The organism is Candidatus Kryptobacter tengchongensis (assembly GCF_001458555.1).
Lineage (GTDB): Bacteria > Bacteroidota > Ignavibacteria > Kryptoniales > Kryptoniaceae > Kryptonium > Kryptonium tengchongense.
In genome coordinates, this window is the sequence record NZ_CZVH01000030.1 from 1 (window position 1) to 17711 (window position 17711).

The 17711-nt window shown below is 36.4% G+C and carries 18 protein-coding genes; 6 read left to right on the forward strand and 12 right to left on the reverse strand.

The features are described 5' to 3' along the window. Positions 1–716: 716 nt before the first annotated feature. A complete protein-coding gene (locus AT685_RS02710; RefSeq protein ID WP_072151450.1) occupies positions 717–1907 on the forward strand; it encodes a trans-sulfuration enzyme family protein in 1191 nt (396 codons plus the stop codon). A 36-nt stretch (positions 1908–1943) separates the two neighbouring features. Here the strand turns inward: AT685_RS02710 and AT685_RS02715 are convergent, their stop codons facing one another. Both AT685_RS02715 and AT685_RS02720 read right to left on the reverse strand, forming a co-directional pair. Continuing rightward, on the reverse strand, positions 1944–2399 hold the full coding sequence (locus AT685_RS02715; RefSeq protein WP_234696221.1) for a peroxiredoxin: 456 nt from the start codon (positions 2397–2399) through the stop codon (positions 1944–1946). A 64-nt stretch (positions 2400–2463) separates the two neighbouring features. After that, positions 2464–2817: a hypothetical protein gene (locus AT685_RS02720; RefSeq protein WP_072151451.1), complete on the reverse strand. Its 354-nt coding sequence runs from the start codon at positions 2815–2817 to the stop codon at positions 2464–2466. Positions 2818–3062: 245 nt separating this feature from the next. Here AT685_RS02720 and AT685_RS02725 point away from each other — a divergent pair, with 245 nt between their 5' ends. From AT685_RS02725 to AT685_RS02745, 5 genes are read left to right on the forward strand one after another with little or no spacing between them, the layout of a single operon-like run. Continuing rightward, positions 3063–3665, forward strand: coding sequence for a cupredoxin domain-containing protein (locus AT685_RS02725; protein ID WP_072151452.1), 603 nt, complete (start codon positions 3063–3065; stop codon positions 3663–3665). A 15-nt stretch (positions 3666–3680) separates the two neighbouring features. Next, positions 3681–5141: a cbb3-type cytochrome c oxidase subunit I gene (locus AT685_RS02730; protein ID WP_072151453.1), complete on the forward strand. Its 1461-nt coding sequence runs from the start codon at positions 3681–3683 to the stop codon at positions 5139–5141. Continuing rightward, positions 5123–5917, forward strand: a complete 795-nt coding sequence (locus AT685_RS02735) for an SCO family protein (RefSeq protein ID WP_072151454.1) — start codon at positions 5123–5125, stop codon at positions 5915–5917. The genes AT685_RS02730 and AT685_RS02735 overlap by 19 nt, the downstream gene beginning before the upstream one ends. Next, positions 5901–7073: a hypothetical protein gene (locus tag AT685_RS02740; RefSeq protein WP_143713089.1), complete on the forward strand. Its 1173-nt coding sequence runs from the start codon at positions 5901–5903 to the stop codon at positions 7071–7073. Before AT685_RS02735 ends, AT685_RS02740 begins: the two co-directional genes overlap by 17 nt. A 34-nt stretch (positions 7074–7107) precedes the next feature. Next, positions 7108–7902 carry a c-type cytochrome gene (locus AT685_RS02745; protein ID WP_072151456.1) on the forward strand — a complete coding sequence of 265 codons (795 nt, stop codon included), beginning with the start codon at positions 7108–7110 and terminating at the stop codon, positions 7900–7902. A gap of 409 nt (positions 7903–8311) precedes the next feature. On the opposite strand, the gene phoU is transcribed toward AT685_RS02745, so the two are convergent. The 10 genes from phoU to AT685_RS08365 all read right to left on the reverse strand — a co-directional run. Next, a complete protein-coding gene (gene phoU / locus AT685_RS02755) occupies positions 8312–8983 on the reverse strand; it encodes a phosphate signaling complex protein PhoU (RefSeq protein WP_072149665.1) in 672 nt (223 codons plus the stop codon). Positions 8984–9004: 21 nt separating this feature from the next. After that, on the reverse strand, positions 9005–9784 hold the full coding sequence (gene pstB, locus AT685_RS02760; protein ID WP_081040552.1) for a phosphate ABC transporter ATP-binding protein PstB: 780 nt from the start codon (positions 9782–9784) through the stop codon (positions 9005–9007). Between the two features lie 45 nt (positions 9785–9829). Further along, positions 9830–10648, reverse strand: coding sequence for a phosphate ABC transporter permease PstA (gene pstA, locus AT685_RS02765; RefSeq protein ID WP_072151458.1), 819 nt, complete (start codon positions 10646–10648; stop codon positions 9830–9832). Positions 10649–10660: 12 nt separating this feature from the next. Further along, positions 10661–11554 (reverse strand): phosphate ABC transporter permease subunit PstC, encoded by an 894-nt coding sequence (gene pstC, locus AT685_RS02770; RefSeq protein ID WP_072149667.1) that lies wholly within the window; start codon positions 11552–11554, stop codon positions 10661–10663. Beyond that, positions 11517–12572 (reverse strand): phosphate ABC transporter substrate-binding protein PstS, encoded by a 1056-nt coding sequence (gene pstS / locus AT685_RS02775; RefSeq protein ID WP_143713090.1) that lies wholly within the window; start codon positions 12570–12572, stop codon positions 11517–11519. Before pstS ends, pstC begins: the two co-directional genes overlap by 38 nt. 89 nt (positions 12573–12661) lie before the next feature. Beyond that, positions 12662–13933 carry a sensor histidine kinase gene (locus AT685_RS02780; RefSeq protein ID WP_159420463.1) on the reverse strand — a complete coding sequence of 424 codons (1272 nt, stop codon included), beginning with the start codon at positions 13931–13933 and terminating at the stop codon, positions 12662–12664. A 114-nt stretch (positions 13934–14047) separates the two neighbouring features. Next, positions 14048–14737, reverse strand: a complete 690-nt coding sequence (locus AT685_RS02785) for a response regulator (RefSeq protein WP_072151460.1) — start codon at positions 14735–14737, stop codon at positions 14048–14050. A 3-nt stretch (positions 14738–14740) separates the two neighbouring features. Beyond that, positions 14741–15904 (reverse strand): DmpA family aminopeptidase, encoded by a 1164-nt coding sequence (locus AT685_RS02790; RefSeq protein ID WP_072151461.1) that lies wholly within the window; start codon positions 15902–15904, stop codon positions 14741–14743. Continuing rightward, entirely contained in the window at positions 15901–16515 is a 615-nt protein-coding gene (locus tag AT685_RS02795) for a UbiX family flavin prenyltransferase (RefSeq protein WP_072151462.1), read from the reverse strand. The genes AT685_RS02790 and AT685_RS02795 overlap by 4 nt, the downstream gene beginning before the upstream one ends. After that, the coding region (locus AT685_RS08365; RefSeq protein ID WP_159420464.1) for a hypothetical protein at positions 16494–17711 on the reverse strand (1218 nt) is incomplete at its 5' end. The genes AT685_RS02795 and AT685_RS08365, both read right to left, overlap by 22 nt.

Sequence of the window (17711 nt, forward strand, 5' to 3'; positions counted from 1 at the left end):
CGAACATTGAGAGTAGCATTATATTTGGAGAAATGATGAAAAACTGACTCACCCCCTAACCCCCTCTCTATAAATAGAGAGGGAGAACTAAGGTAGTAAGTTGATGAATTGACCCACCCTCTAACCCCCTCTCTACAACTGTAGAGAGGGGGAACTTAAAGGGGGTGAGTAAAAAAATAAAAATTCCCCCGACATAATTACTTTGCGACTTCATCGCTTTGCACCATGCAATAATTCAACTCCTGTTCCCTCTCTACAATTTTAGAGAGGAGAACTAAAGAGGTGAATTAATAAATTAACTCACCCCTGACCCCCTCTCTAAAATTTAGAGAGGGAGAAAATGCAAAGAGGGTGAGTTGAAAAACTGACTCATCCTCTAACCCCCTCTCTGTAAAATAGAGAGGGGGAACTAAAGGGGGTGAGTTAGAAATAAGCGTAGCAATTTTACAGAAACATAGAACAACGAAAAGATGAAAAATTGACTCACCCCCTAACCCCTTCTCTATAAATAGAGAGGGGGCAAATGAAAAGGGGGTGAGTTGAAAAACTGACTCATCCTCTAACCCCCTCTCTATAAAATAGAGAGGGGGGAAATGAAAAGAGGGTGAGTTAATAAACTCACCCACCAACTCCCTCTTTAAAATTAGAGAGGGAATTTAAGAGAGTTAGTTTAGAAGATGACAGCATCTCAAAAAAAATAAATAAAAAGAAAGACAATGAACAATAAATCAAAAAACAAAAAATTTGGACTTTCTACCCTTGCAATTCACGGCGAAATGAAAGATCAAACATTTCATTCCGTGGTTTATCCAATATACCAAACCTCAACATTTTCAGTTGAAAGATCGGACGATTATCAAAAATTTATTAATGAAGAATCCGACTTTTACATCTATTCACGATATGGTAATCCAACGGTTCGTGAAGTTGAGAAGAAATTAGCGTTAATTGAAAATTGTGAAGATGCAGTTTTATTTTCATCAGGGATGTCCGCAATCACATCCACCGTTTTAAGTTTCATTGAAGCTGGAGATGAAATCATATCTTTAAGCTCAATCTACGGGATGACATATAGATTTTTCAGAGATTATCTCCCAAAGTTCGGAGTTAAAGTTAATTTCGTTGATCTGGAAGATATTGATAAAATTGAAAATTTCATCACAGATAAAACGAAATTGATTTACTTTGAAACACCCGTAAATCCAACCACGAGAATTGTTGATATTGAAAAACTTGTAAACTTTGCCAGAAAGAATAATATCTTGACGGTTATAGATAACACATTCGCAACCCCGGTTAATCAAAATCCAGCTGATTTCGGGGTTGATATAATAATACACAGCGCAACCAAATATCTTTCAGGGCATAGTGATCTTATACTTGGATGTGCGATCTCCGACAAATTCAAAATTGAAAAAATAAGAAAAACTAAAAACACGCTTGGCGGAAATCCCGACCCGCATCAAGTATTTTTACTTGGGCGAAGTTTGAAAACACTTGAATTAAGAGTTGAAAAACAAAATGAAAACGCATTGAAAATTGCACAATTTTTATCCAATCATAAAAAAGTTAGAAGAGTTTTCTACCCCGGGCTTGCTTCACATCCAGAACATGAGATCGCAAAGAAACAGATGAGGGGATTCGGCGGTATGCTTTCATTTGAGTTAAATGGGGGATTAGAAGATGCAAAAAAATTCTGCGATTCGCTAAAAGTTGCACTTAACGCAACAAGTCTTGGAAGCGTTGAAACGCTTGTGAGCATACCAGTTTTAACCTCACATATAAAAATGAGTAAAGATGAACTTGAAAAAGCCGGAATTACCGAGTCAATGGTTCGGATTTCGGTTGGAATTGAAAATATAGAGGATTTATTATGGGATTTTGAGCAGGCTTTAAATTCAATTTAAAATGAAAAGGCGTGCTTTCGCACGCCCTTAGAAATTTCACTTTAATTCCTCAAGTACCTTTGCTATTTTATTAACATCTGGAACATTTGGGATGCCATGTTCTTCAACATAGCGGACGATCCCTTCCTTATCAACAACGACCGTCACACGATTGTGAATTCCTTTATCCTCAAGGTAAACGCCATATTTTCTTCCAACCTCACCCTTTGGATGGAAATCCGCAAGCAGCGGATAACTTATCTTCATTTTCTCCGCAAACGCTTTATGTGTCCATGTGCTATCAACACTTATCCCGAAAATTTGAGCGTTCAATGCTTCAAAAATTTTCAAAGCATCAACAAAGCAAGCATGTTCATTTGTGCACACGGGGCTAAAGTCAAGCGGATAAAAAACAAGGACTACATTCTTACCCCTGAAATCACTTAATTTATATTCTTTATCGTCATGCCCTTTAAGAGTAAAGTCTGGTGCTTGATCTCCAACTTTTATCATAATGCATCTCCTTTAATTTGTTTTTAAAAATTCGGTTTTAAATATAACAATCCTTAAACAAATTTCAAAACTTAACAATTTTTACCTCGTTCCCCGCCTTTATAAAACCACCTCTCAAAATATCCTTGACATAGAACTCAAATGGTTTAATTTTCTCAATATCCAAAATCACATCTCCGATTTCAACAAGAAACCTTTTGGGTAAATCAATTTCTTCTTCTTTTTTAAAAATAAAAATTGCGAATTTATCATCGCTCAATTTAGTATCCTCACTCTGGCGAAGCAAAATTTTGATAATATCCGCTTGAACTGAATCAATAAAAAAACTTCCCCTTACGGCTCTTAACAACGCCCTATCCCTTACGACCCTTTGCCCGTTCTCAAGCGTAAGTTGAATGTATAAAACAGAAGCAAACATTTACATGCGATTTAAATTTTTAAATATCAATTTTAAATTTATCCTTCACTCCGAAATTATGCAAAATAGTTTGATTTCATCTCAACCGGACTTAAAACTTGACTTTTAAATTAGAAAGTTTTAAATTAAGACAAAATCTGTCTTAATTTAAACGAACATACTTTTAAAGAATAAAAATAACCTTCAAATTAGCACCTTCCGAAAAAAATAGTTTCTTTTACATAGGAACAAAAACGGAGGTTGCTATGGCGGTGATAAATTTAATTGCCGTGCTAATTTTCATCATTTTTTCCATCGTTATTTTTGGGGTTTACGCATATTTTTTCAACTCAACCAGAAGACCAGCCGAGGGGGCGGATTATTATAAAGTTGTCACGAAACTTCGTGTTCCCTTCTTTTTTCTTATTTTGCTTTTATTGATCGCCGGGCTTGTGCTCACTCTCCCTAAAGTTCCTTATCCATCAAGTGGGCAATTTCCAGATGCAGTTGTTTATGTCGTCGGAAAACAGTTTTCATTTGCCTTTGATACTCAACCAATTGAAACTGAAGAAAGATGGAAAGAAAGAACAGAAGCCGAGCCAGTTCAGGTGCCTTCGGATAAATGGATTGAATTTAGAGTTACAAGTTTAGATGTAAATCACGGGTTCAGCCTCTATGATGAGAACGGAAAACTTCTCGGACAGACACAGGCAATGCCAGGATATGTCAATCGCTTGTTTATAAAATTTGATCAACCCGGATTTTACACTGCTTATTGTATGGAACTCTGTGGAAACTCACATCATGCGATGAAAGGTATAATTGAAGTTGTTGAAACGAGGAGTTTTAGTTCAAAAATTCCAAATTAAAAATGGGGGTTTAAAATGACAGAGGTAGCAATAAAAGCGGAAGCAATTGAGATAGAGGCGAAGGTGAAAAAATTAACTCTTATATGGACTGGGTTAACTTTTGTTCTATTCCCAATTCTTGGATTGCTTGGTTTTCTGATGCGGTTTGTTCAGAGCAATATCTTCCCAGCATTCCCACCAGAATGGTTTTATTCAATTTTAACTCTTCACGGCGTGGGGATGGTTGGATTGTGGTATGTTGAAGGGATGACAGCTGTTATATATCTTCTTTCAAAATATGTAAAGCCAAATACAGCTGTTTCTTGGTTTTCGTTTGCACTGACGCTTGTAGGTGTTGCGTTAATTATAATTTCAACAATCGGTGGCAAGTTTGGAGCCGGTTGGTATTTTCTTTATCCATTGCCTTACAAATCAGCCGAAATCTGGCCTAATTGGGCAACCGACTTTTATCTCATTGGGCTTGGAATTCTTGGAATTGCGTGGACTGTCTGGGTGATAGATGTTTTAAGAGCGATAGCTCAAAGATATTCACTTAATCAGGCGCTTGCATGGCATTATCTTGCTGGTAAAGTTGAACCGGAAACCCCACCAATTATTTTAATTGTCACAGTTTCGTGTATCGCTGCTATAACTGGATTTCTGGCAGCTGTTGCGTTGCTTTTACTGTTTTTATTTGATAGGGTTTCCGGCACACCAGCTGATCCGCTGCTTATGAAAAATCTTGTCTTTTACTTTGGGCATGTGCTTGTAAATATCACAATGTATCTTGGCGTCGCAATCCTTTATGAAGTATTGCCTCAATATACGCAGAGACCGTGGAAGACAAATAAACTTGTCGCCTTTGCCTGGAACACAGTTCTATTCCTTGTTCTTTTTGCTTACTTCCATCATTTGTATATGGATTTCGTTCAACCAAAAGCTTTCCAAATAATAGGTCAATTTGCTTCGTATTTTATTTCAGTTCCAGCTGCGGTGGTGACAATTTTCAGCGCTCTTGCAATGATTTACAGGACAAAGGTTAACTGGACGCTTGGATCTTCATTGGTATTTCTTGGGACTATGGGCTGGGCTGTTGGGGGAGTTGCAGCTGTGATTGATTCTTCAATTGCTGTTAATTTTAGGTTTCATAATACGCTCTGGGTCCCGGCACATTTTCATACATACTTCCTGATGGGGGTTGTGCTTATGATTCTTGGATTTATATATCACTTTTCACAGGAACATTCAAAAATTCCTGATAACTCAAAACTTGCAAGGTTAACCCTCTGGTTAATTTTAATAGGAGGTTACGGTTTCTTAAGCATGTTTTACACAGGTGGAGCATTGTTTGTCCCAAGAAGATATGCGCTTTATCCATCTACTTTTTCAGCCGGGGTGACAATAGCTCAAATAAGTATTGTTTTTGTCAGTATATTAACGATTGGCTTACTCTTATACCTAATTCAAACGATAAGAAGATGGGCAAGATCATTTTAGTAATTTTACTGGCGCTGGGGCAAACCGCCCTGGCGCAGGATTCATCTGAAATAAATAATCTGTTTCCCTCAGAGGAAAGATACCTGTATAAAGACATATCAGATGTTAAACTTGTAGATTCCAACGGCAAAATTACTTCTTTATCAAAAATTTGGCATGAAAAACCTATTCTTCTCACCTTGATTTTCTCCCGCTGTGCTGGAATTTGCTCACCCCTTATTTCATCTTTGAAATTCTCAGTTGACAAAATAAAGGAAAATAAGAATTTTTATATCGTTGTTTTAAGCTTTGATACTGCTGATACACAAGAGGATATGAAAGTTTTAAAAGAGGAGGGGTTTGAACTTGGTGAGAATGAAAATTGGATATTTGGGATTTTTGCTGAAAAAGATGAAATTAAAAAATTATCAAAGGAGATAGGATTTTGGTATAAGTGGGTTGACTCAACAGGACAGTATGATCATCCAGGAATTGTTGTTGGAATAAGACAAGGCAAGATAGTAAGGATTTTAGTTGGGGGCAATATAACCCTTGTAAAACTGCGCGAGGTAGTTCAGGAAATTAAGGGCGAATTTGTGCCGTTCTATGGGACTCAGAGAAACGTTGCTTTCAAATGTTTAAATTACGACCCTGAAACCGGAAATGTAAAGATAGGATTCGGAACAGTTATATTATTTATCCCCGCTCTTTTAACACTTGCAGTAACTCTTTCAATTTTTTATCTAACCCCAAAAACAAAAAATAAAATGGAGGTTAAAAATGCTTCGCAATTCTAAATTGTTTTATCCTTTGCTTGCTTTGTTATTTCTTTTCATGTTAAGTGAGATTGCCACCGGTATCCCGCTTTTCGCACGAAAGTATAATCGCTCTTGTTTCACATGTCATACATCACCACCGATGTTGAATGAGTTCGGACGAAGATTCCAATCAAATGGTTATCAACTTCCCGGCACCGTTGAATCAACGCCTATCTGGATGTCAAATCAACTTCCATTTGCAGCGATGCTCCGCTCAGTTTTTTCGTGGACGAGAGAAGAAGCGGAAGGGACAAAGAAATCAACATTTACATTTGAGCGAACAGGTGCTGATATATTTACAGCAGGAACGCTCGGAAAGCATTTATCTTATTTTGCTGCTGTTGTCGTTGATCCCGCTGAAGGTGGCGGTTATGAAGCAGCAGTTGAAGTTGTCCATGTAATTTATAACAATATCTTACCAATGAGCAACTTGAACTTAAAATTTGGCTCCTTCCGACTTGACCTTCCCTACCCTGTTAATCTCGCATTGAGCGAAGCTGGATATCTTGTTTATGAGCATATTTCAGAAGTTAAAGCAGATAATCAAGTTGAGGCTGAATTTTCACTCGCTAAACCACAGATCGGGGTTTCAGTTTACGGTTTTCTCCCACAGGTTCTTGATGGGTTAAGATATGAAGTTGCAATTGTAAATGGAACAAATGTAAGTGAGGATATAGATAACACCCCTGATTTGTATGTCAGATTAAATCAAAGTATATGGTTAAATAATGCACCGTTTAGAGCAGGTATACTTTACTATCTTGGTAAAATGAAGGGAAGTGTAGAGGAAAATAATTTCAACCGATTTGGTTTTGATGCCGAAATTTATGATCCATGGGCTAAAAAAGTAAATGTTTATTTCCAGTATTTAACAGCCACTGATAAAGTTGCAGGTCAAGAATTAAAAATGAATGGTGGATTCATAGGAGCGAATATCTTTATACTTCCAGAGAAGCTTGTAGGCTTTACAAGATATGATTTTAAAAAAGCTGAGGATGTCAAAACAAATCAATTTTCAATTGGTTTAAGATATCATCTTGCTCCGAATGTTTTTCTAACTGGCGAGTTTATAAATTCTAAAGAAGGGGAAATGAAAACGAACAAGTTCATGCTGATGACTCATTTACTATTTTAAAATGAAATTTTAAACCAAAAAACGGAGGTTTCAAATGAAGATAAAGTTATTTTCAGTTCTGTTTATACTTGGGGTTTTCATATACGGCTTTACAGGAAATGATCAACCGAATAGACCCTCAAAAGATGTTATAGAGCAAGGTAAAAAAGTTTTTAATTACGTCTGTGCGCCATGCCACGGAAAGGACGGAAAAGGAGATGGGGTTGTAAGTTCTACAATTTTTGTTAAACCAAGGAATTTCACAACAGGTGTGTATAAGTTTAGATCAACTGAAAGTGGAAACCTGCCAACAGACTCGGATTTGTATGAATCAATCTCACTTGGCTTCCATAATACAGCGATGCCATCATTTACTAATCTTTCCCCAGAAGATAGATTTGCAGTGATGGAGTACATCAAAACATTTTCGGAAAGATTTTCAAACCCAAATGAATATCCTTTGAAAATAATTGAGCCTGCGAATCAAATACCACTTTCACCAGAGAGCGTAGCTAAAGGGAGAGAAATTTACCTCAGAATGAAATGCTGGGAATGCCATGGTGTAAGTGGCAAGGGCGATGGTCCCGCAGCAAAACACGGCTTTAAAGATGATTGGGGAAATAAGATATTGATTCCGGATTTAACAAACCCAAATGAAGTTAAAAGAGCTACAACAGTTGAGGAAATTTACCTCGTTTTCACAACTGGTTTAAATGGAAGCCCGATGCCTTCGTATAAAGAAGTTTTGACCGATGAAGAAAGGTGGCATCTTGCAAATTACATTTATGCACTTATTCATGGGATTGCACTTTACGATGGAAAGACAATTGAGCAATTGAAAACACCGTAAATGATAGCTTCTCAACTGTCATTGTCGCTAAGCCCTAAAGGTCCTAAGGAGCTCATAGAACCTTTGGACTTTAGGGATGCCCCCTGGGACGAGCAGAAGCGTGGCGATCTTTTCAAAATTAACTCACCCCCTACCCCCCTCTCTATAATTTTAGAGGGAGTGGAAATGAAAAGGGAGGCGAGTTGAAAAATTGACTCACCCCCCATCCCCCTCTCTAAAAATTAGAGAGGGGGAATTAAAGGGGGTGAGTTGAAAAATTGACTTACCTCCCAACCTCTTCTCTTAAAATTAGAGTGGGGAAAAATTAAAAAGGGGCGAGTTGAAAAATTGACTCACCCCCTATCCCCCTCTCTAAAAATTTAGAGAGGGGGAATTAAAGGGGGTGAGTTAAAAAGGTTATCAAACAATCTTATGCTCCACCTTCTGCCTCTTTATATCTGCCATGCTTTATAACCTTTCCTTCAACTATATAAACGACATCCTCTCCTATATTTGTAGCAAGATCCGCAATTCTCTCAAGATTCCTTGATATCCTTTCAATATGAATTGCCCTTTCAATTGTCGTTGGGTCAGAGATCATATATGTAATTAACTCCCGCAGAATCTGGTCTCGGTAAGCGTCAACTATATCGTCCCTTTCACAAACGTTTTTCGCAAGATTTGAATCATTTTTTATAAAGGCATCAATGCTATCTTTAAGCATCCTAATTGTTTCTTCTGCCATCTTTGGTAGATCAATCAAGGGTTTAACTTGCGGTCTTTCAATCAGAAAAAGAGCACTATCAGCTATATTTTCAGCCATATCTCCAATTCGCTCAAGATCGTTATTCATTTTTAAAATCATTATAACAGTTCTCAAATCGCGAGCCTCCGGTTGAAATCTTGCGATTAAATTAACACACATTTCATCTATTTCAATTTCATTTTCGTTGGATCTTGGCTCATCAACTTGAATCACTTCAAGAAGAAGCTGTCTATCCTTGTTTAAAAGCCCTCTGATGCTTTTCTCAATCATGCTTTCAACAAGATTTCCCTGTTCAATGATTTTTTCTTTAAGTTTATTTAATTTTTCATAAAACATAAAGTTCACCTATAAATTAATTTATCCAATTTTACCTGCGAGAAACTCCTCTGTTTTCTCATGGGATGGTCTTGTAAATACAATATCCGTTGGACCATACTCAATTAGCTCTCCAAGATACATAAATGCAACATAATCTGAAATTCTTCCAGCTTGCCCGACATTATGGGTAACTATAACTATCGTTACGGTATCTTTCAATTGCTCAATCAATTCCTCAATTCTCATTGTTGCAACTGGATCAAGCGCTGAGGTTGGCTCATCAAGTAGAATGATATCTGGTTTCATTGCCAGTGCTCTTGCGATGCAAAGACGCTGTTGTTGTCCACCTGATAAAAAAGTCCCCCTCTTATTGAGTCGGTCTTTCACTTCATCCCAAAGCGAAACCTTTTTCAAAGTTTCTTCAACTATTTCATCAGCTTCACTTTTCTTAAGTTTTATCCCATTTAGAATATATCCAGCTATCACATTCTCATATATTGTCATTGTCGGGAAGGGATTAGGTCTTTGAAAAACCATTCCAATTTTTCTTCTCACAAGCATTGGATCAATTGAATATATGTCAATTTCTTCCCTCTTATAAGAATTTTCAATAAGATAAACTTTCCCTTCAACTCTTGCTTTGGGTGAAAGTTCATGCATTCTGTTAAAGCAACGAATAAGTGTGGTTTTACCGCATCCAGAAGGACCCATGATCGCAGTTATACTATTCCTCACTATGGAAAGACTTACATTTTTTACAACGACATGTTCGTCGTATGAAGCGGTCAAATTTTCAGTTCTCAAAACTATATCAATCATTCTCTATAAAAAATTTGTTTTTCATCCCAAAAAGTTTAGATAAAATCATCTTTTGCTTAACAATCTCGTTATCACATTTAAAGATAAGACAAAAATAACCAAAATACAAGATGCCCCCCATGCTTTTGACCACCAATCTTCATAAGGACTCACTGCGTAGGTAAAAATTAGAAGTGGCATTGCACTTATTGGTTTAAGTATATTGAAATTTAAAAATGGATTCCCGAATGCTGTGAAAAGCAAAGGAGCTGTCTCCCCAGCTATTCTTGCAACCCCAGCAAGTATCCCCGTTAAAATACCACTTAAACCAGCTGGAATTATAACCCTCAAAATTGTTCTATAATAAGGCACACCAAGCGCAAGCGAAGCTTCTTTTATTTCATTAGGGATTAACTTTAAAATTTCCTCTGTTGATTTTATAACAAGCGGTAACATCATTATTCCAAGTGCAACCCCTCCAGATAAAGCTGAAAAATGCCCCATTGGCTTAACAACCCAGAGATAAGCAATTATTCCAATTACAATTGACGGAACCCCTTGTAAAATTTCCGATACAAGTCGCGAGAAAAACGCAATTTTACCTTCAGGGTGTTCAGAAAGATAAATTCCAACCATAATGCCCAAAGGAACAGAGAGAAATAAAGCGATCAAAATTAAAATTATCGTCCCGACCAGTGCATTTAAAATCCCGCCCCCGGGTTCACCAACAGGCTTAGGAAGAGTTGTTAAAAACTCCCAATTGATAACAGATATCCCATTTTTCAAAATAAAGTAAAGAACAAGCAGAAAAGGTATGGTGGATAAAAGTCCAATAAAAGTTAATAAAACTGAAATTGCTTTGCTTTTGATTATTCTAAAATACATAACTTTTCATTTTCAATGTTGTAATTTTTTCAAAATGAATCTGCCAATTAAATTTACCACCGTAGTTATTATAAACAGGGTCATGCCAAGATACATCAAGCTTGAAAGATATACCTCGCTGGTTGCCTCTGTAAATTCATTTGCTATGACGCTTGCTATTGTATTTCCGGGACTAAATATATTCTCAGGAATCCCGTGATAGTTTCCGATTACCATTGTGACAGCCATTGTTTCACCGAGTGCGCGACCAAGTGATAAAATTACCCCGGCAATTATTCCCGATCTTGCGTAGGGAAGCATAACTTTTTTTATCATTTCCCAGCGTGTTGCCCCAAGTGCATAGGCTGCCTCTTTAAGCTCATTTGGGACAAGTCGCATCGCATCTTTCCCAATTGAAGCCGAATAAGGTAAAATCATAAAAGCAAGAATTATTGACGCTGTTAAAATACCAACTCCATATGGAGTAACGCCAATTTTTATTTCAAACTCCCGAACCAATGGAACAAGAAAAAACAACCCCCAAAAACCAAGCACAACCGATGGGACACCAGCAATTAACTCGGTCAAATATCTTAAAATCTCAGCAAAAAAACCTTTTTGAAAATACTCACCAAGGACTATGCTTATCGCAATTGAAAATGGCAAAGAAATAGCAAGAGATATAAAAGATGTCACAAGCGTTCCGTAAATATAAGGCAATGCACCAAACTTCTCTTGAACCGGATCCCAGATAACACCTGTAAAAAAGGATAATCCAAATTTTTTCAAAGATACAAGCGATGCGTTAAATAAACTCAAGAAAAACCCAACACCAAGGATAATTAAAATAACCGCTGAAACAGCCAAAATTAAGTTGAATATTTTATCTTTATTTAATTCCCACCTCTTTATAAACTGGCTTGCCATTATATGTTATCGTTTTGATTAAAGCTTCTGCCTTTTTAACGACTTCAGGTGGTAACTTCGCATAATCAAGTGGCTCTGTATGCGCTTGCCCTTCATGTATCATCCACCATAAAAGTTTTACAAGTTGTTTAGCTCTCTCAAGAGATCTGTTTTTATAATTTTGCTCTTTATAAATAAGTATCCAAGTGAAGCTACTTATCGGATAGCCATCTTCGGCATCGGTATCTGTGACTGATACTCTTGTGTCACTTGGAATATCTACCTTCGCAGAAGAAGTGATAGAAAATAACTCTGGTTTTATGAATTTTCCTTTTTTATTTTTAATCAAAGCTACAGGTAATTTATTTTGTTTCGCATAGATTAACTCAACATATCCTATACTCCCTGGGATTTGTTTAACAAGCCCTGTAACCCCTTCATTTCCTTTGCCACCAAGTCCAACTGGCCATGCTACTGAAGTGCCACGACCAACTTTGGTTTCCCACTCCTTACTTACTTTTGATAGATAATCAACGAAAACAAATGTAGTCCCGCTCCCATCAGACCTATGAATTACAGTTATATTCATATTTGGCAATTTCACATCAGGGTTTAGAGATACAAGCTTTGGATCATTCCATTTTTTAATTTTTCCAAGATAGATATCCGCTATGACATCAGGAGTTAATTTAAGTTCTGGGTTTCCAGGCAAATTATAGGTTATCACGACAGCACCAAGACAAATTGGGATATGAATAACTGGTGAATCAAACTCCCTAAGTTGAGCCTCGGAAAGAAAAGCGTCGGAAGCTCCAAAATCAACGGTTTTTTCCTTCAACTGCCTTATTCCACCGCCCGAACCAATTGATTGATAATTAACCTTTATCCCAGTTTTTTTGTAATAATCATCAAACATTTTTGAATAGAGAACATATGGAAATGTAGCACCCGCTCCAAGAAGCTCTCTGTCTTGAGAAATTAGAAAAGATGTTAGTAGGAAAGATAAGGTAAGCGTAGTGAAGATTTTTTTCAAATCCATCCGTTTAAGGTGTTTATATTTTTTATTCATGCGAAAGTTAACTTTCAAAGGTTAAAATTTTGTTAAAGAAATATTAAGAAATCGTTAAATCAAATTTTAATTTCTTTCGGTTTAATTTTGTCTTGCTTTTTAACAGGGAGCACAATTTCAAACCTTGTTCCAATGCCAACCTTGCTTTCAACATTTATTTTACCATTATACATCAAAACAATATGCTTCACAATTGACAACCCAAGTCCCGTTCCTCCACTTTGCCTTGACCTTGACTTGTCCACAACATAAAATCTTTCAAATATCCTTGGAATATGCTCCCTTGGGATACCTATTCCCGTATCTTCAACGATTATCCTTATTGCGTTTGGTTTTCTTTCAGAATGCTGTTTATATGGTTCAATCCTGATCTTTATACCACCTTTGTCGGTATATTTTACAGCGTTATCCACGAGATTGAAAAGCATTTGCTCAATTCTATATGGGTCAGCATAAAATTCAGGGAGCTCATCTGATATGTTAAGTTCACAAGATAATTTTTTATCCTTCAAAGTTTTCTCATACATCTTTAAAATTCCATTGAGGATCTTTTTAAAATCAATCTTTTCTTCCTCAAATTTTACTCCATATTCAACCTCCGAAAGTATCAAAAGGTCATTTATAATTCTTATCAATCTATCTGTATTTCTTTTCACGGGGTCAAGGTAAATTATAATCTCATTAATTTGTTTAAACTTTTTCCCTATTCTTTTAAGTTCTTCCTCAAGCGTTTCAATATAGCCTTTTATATTTGAAAGTGGGGTTTTCAACTCATGTGAGATATTCTCTACAAGTTCCCTTTTTATCTCAACAAGTTCTTTAGCCAAACTTATATCGTCAAAAATTATAAACACTTCCTCATCATTGCCTTTAAATGCGCTAACATTAAAAGTTTTCCCATAAATTTCAATCTCTCGTGAAAGTTTCAAATTATCCCACTTACCCCTATACCCAACTGCATATTTAATGAACTCAATCAAATTAAAATCACGAATTATTTCCCAGTAAAACTTTCCATCCCCGATTTTCTCAGCAGTCTGAATTAACACGCCCATCTTTGAAAAAAGATCAAAAAACTTACCATTGTAATACTTTATCTTTCCGTTATCATCAACAAGCAAAATGGCATTTGGTAAAGATTCAAGAAAAAACTTAAATTTTTCTTCTTTTTCTTCAAGAGTTTTCAAAAGATTCTCATATTCAAACAGCAACTTATCAATTTCCCTCTCCGTTTCCCATAGAGTTATCTCATCGGCTGATGACTTCTTAAAGATGGAAAAGTTTTTTATTTTATCATTGATTTTTTGCAATGGGTTAATAAAGTTTTTCAAACACCAGAGCCCAAATAAAAGCGCGCAAACAATACCAATGATGGGGTTGATAAAAAGCAACACAACTGTCAAAATCAAAAATATGAAAAAATAAATTTTGATGTTTTTCATTTTTCACTCAGATTCAATTTTATATCCAAGCCCGCGAACACTTTTGATTAACTTTCCCGCTTTACCAAGTTTATCTCTTAACTTTTTTATATGAACATCAATCGTCCGATCAAATATGAATTTACTGCTTCCCCACACAGAGTTAAGGATCTGCTCCCGTGAGAAAACCCATCCAGGTTTTTCAGCAAGACATTTGAGTATCTTGAATTCAGTCAAGGTAAGATCAACTTTTTCATTCCCAACATAAACTTCCATCCTGTTTACATCAATCGTAAGCATATCACCTACTTTAATAATTTCAGATTTTTGTTCCCCTACCGATGTTCTTCTTAAGACTGCTTTCACCCTTGCCATAAGCTCACGGGGAGAAAACGGTTTGGTCACATAATCATCTGCTCCAAGTTCAAGCCCAACTATTTTGTCCACTTCATCAATTTTTGCAGTTAAAATTATTATCGGTAATTTTGATGTAGCAGGATCACTTCGCAATTTCTTACAAATCTCAAGCCCGTCAATATCAGGCAACATCAAATCAAGAATTAAAAGGTCAGGGATATCAGTTGAAAGATATCTGAGAAAAGATTCAGCATTTTCAAATTTTTTCGCTTTGAAACCAGCTTTTTGTGCGTGTAATGCTATAAGTTCAAGTATATCTTTGTCATCTTCAATTATTGCGATTGTTTTTTCAGCCATTTTTTATTTCGCTTTAAATTTTTTATCATAATTAAGGACATTGTATTTATTGAGGATTTCCAGAACTTTACCTATTGGTATTGCCTCAACCTTTCTGCCCATATATCCAGTTATCGTCGTTGCTTTTAAAATTGAGTTGTAAATTGCTTCTTCTGTTGCTTCTACGACAGCTTGAAAAAGTGGTGAAAGAGCAAAGTTTGGCAAAACTTTTATTGTTTGCGGTTGATAATCCTCTATTGATTTAATTCTACAATCTGGATTTATAGAAAAAGCTATGACATAATCACCGCTTCCGTTTGTAGATGGGGAACCAGTCCTTGCAAGTCCAAGCATTGCTCTTTTTGCAAGTCGTTTTAATTGATTTGGCATAAGTGGAGCATCTGTTGCGATCACAATTATAATTGAGCCATCTGCTTTTTCAAGCTCATTTTTAAGATAAAACTTGCCAAGTTCAAGCCCAACAGGTGCTCCGTTTATGCTTAAAATTCCACCAAAATTTGTTTGCACGAGAACTCCTACCGTCCATCCACCAAGATTTTTGGGTAAAACCCTTGAAGCTGTTCCTATCCCCCCTTTCCAGCCAAACGCGATCGTCCCAGTCCCAGCTCCAACCGAACCTTCCTCAACTTCTCCAGAACTTGCAGAATTTATCGCATCAAGAACATCTTGATATGTGATAACTCTATCTTGAATTTTGTTAAGATAGCCATCATTTGTTTCCCCAACGACGGGATTAACGGAGCGGATCTCCATCCCGGATTTTTCAAGTGTAAACTGAATTAACGCATCCGCAACCTTTGGCACCGCAAGTGTGTTAGTAAGGGCAATTGGTGTTTCAAGTTCCCCAAGCTCTTCAATTTGAGTTGAGCCGACAAATTTTCCAAACGCATTTCCAGCATAAAACGCGCAGGGAACTTTTTCCTTAAATATATCACCTTCATGCGGGATTATCACCGTAACTCCCGTCCTTATACTATCACCTTTGATTATCGTTTTATGTCCAACTTTTACCCCTTTAACATCGGTGATCGCATTATATTTTCCAGTTGGTAAGATCCCAACCGCAATTCCCAATTCTCTTGCCCTATACCTTCTTTCGCTTTCCTGTGAGAGCATGGTTGAAGTAAAAATTTGTTGCAAAAAAATTAACAAGAATAAAACTTTCATTCTTCCTCACCCCATTTTTTGTAAAGGTTATGTTTTACTCCAAAAAGAGTTAAAACTTTCCCAGCTATGAAATCAGCAAGCTCTTCAAATGTCCTTGGCTTATGATAGAAAGCTGGGGAAGCCGGAAGAATTTTAGCACCAGCTTGAGTAAGTGTAAGCATATTTTGAATGTGAATTAAATTCAACGGGGTCTCACGAAAAACAAGAACGAGAGGGCGATTTTCCTTCAAACAAACATCCGCGGAACGCTCAATTAAATTTGAAGATGTCCCATTTGCAATCCCAGAAAGCGTCTTAACAGAACAGGGAACCACAATCATACCATCCGTTTCAAAAGAGCCACTTGAAATCCTCGCTTTTAAATCTCTGAAATTGTATTTTACGATCTCGCCATTCTCAATCTCTGAACCAAACATCTTTCTAAAAATTTCCATTGGCTCCCCAGCCCTAAGATCAATCCCGCATTCATCCTTTAAAACAAAATTTCCATAGTCCGAAACAATAAGATGAATTTCAAAACCGTGGATCAAAAATGCCCTTATCGTCCTCACCGCATAAATTCCACCACTTGCGCCCGATACTCCAATTATCACCCTCCGCTTATTTGACATTTGAAAATCCTCCCTACCTTTCGTTTCAAAATTTTTAAACTATATCTTTCAACAAGCATAAGAAAAATTAAAAATGGTAAAAGCACAAAATAACTTTTAGAGATTATAACTAATCCATAGATTCCCTTCTCAAATATCACAGCTATGAAAACCGCTATCAATGCAAAAATCTGGGCAAATATCTTCTCGGCTGAACTTAACTTTTCATATGGCTGACTTAAAGGCAAATTAACGAAAAAAAGCAAGGCAAAATTAAAAAATACCTTCAGGATCAAAAGCGTTATGAAAATATGCAGAAAGACGGATAAAAACTCACCCGTCCTGATCAAATATGTAAAGAAGAAAATAACGAGCAATGGAATTAAAATATGATGCCAGAGAACCATAAAACCAGAGCGAAATGTCTCATAAATTTCATCCATGCCGATGAAGTTATAAACCCAGTTTGCTTCATAATCCCGATGATTTTGTATAGCGGTAATCCCAGCGATGACATTAAAGAAAAGTGAAATTAACATCATAACATTTGCCCTTGATGCTGGTTCAAGAATTGGATTTCCAACCCGATCTAAAGTTAAAAGGTAGACGGCTATTGCAATTGATATAACAAATGCTGATAAAATTTTGACCCTGATAGACCTGTCCCTTCTTAAGTAGACATAAACGAGCTCATAAATTGCAAATGTTGACCCCGTTTTGAAGAATAATTTTTTAAACTTTTTCAAAATTTCAATGAACCAGTAACTCACACCTTCACCTCTTCCCGAATTATACCCAACAAGTATGTTCTTGAGATTTTCAAGCTTCAGAAAGAAAACAGGACTTATTAGAAGTATCAAAAACCCAATCACGATAATTTCAAAAAACTTTAAACTCTCATAACCAACGCCCGACAATATGATAAAAATTTTTGGAAAAACAAATTGTGGTAAAATCGCAATGAATGAAAATTTCCTGTCCAGAAGTGTAAATATGCCATCGCTTTCATTAGAGGTAAGGTATTTGTTAAGCGCTTGATAAATGAAAAACACAGCGAAGACAGCAAAAATTTGCAGTGGGAAAATAAATTTTTTGAGCCTTTCAATCTTGATCCCCCTTCCAAGAAAAAGCAATCCAAGAAGCACAAAATTTGAAATTAAAACCACATATAAAAACGAAACGAATAGATATGAAAGTGAAATTTTCAAAAACGAATT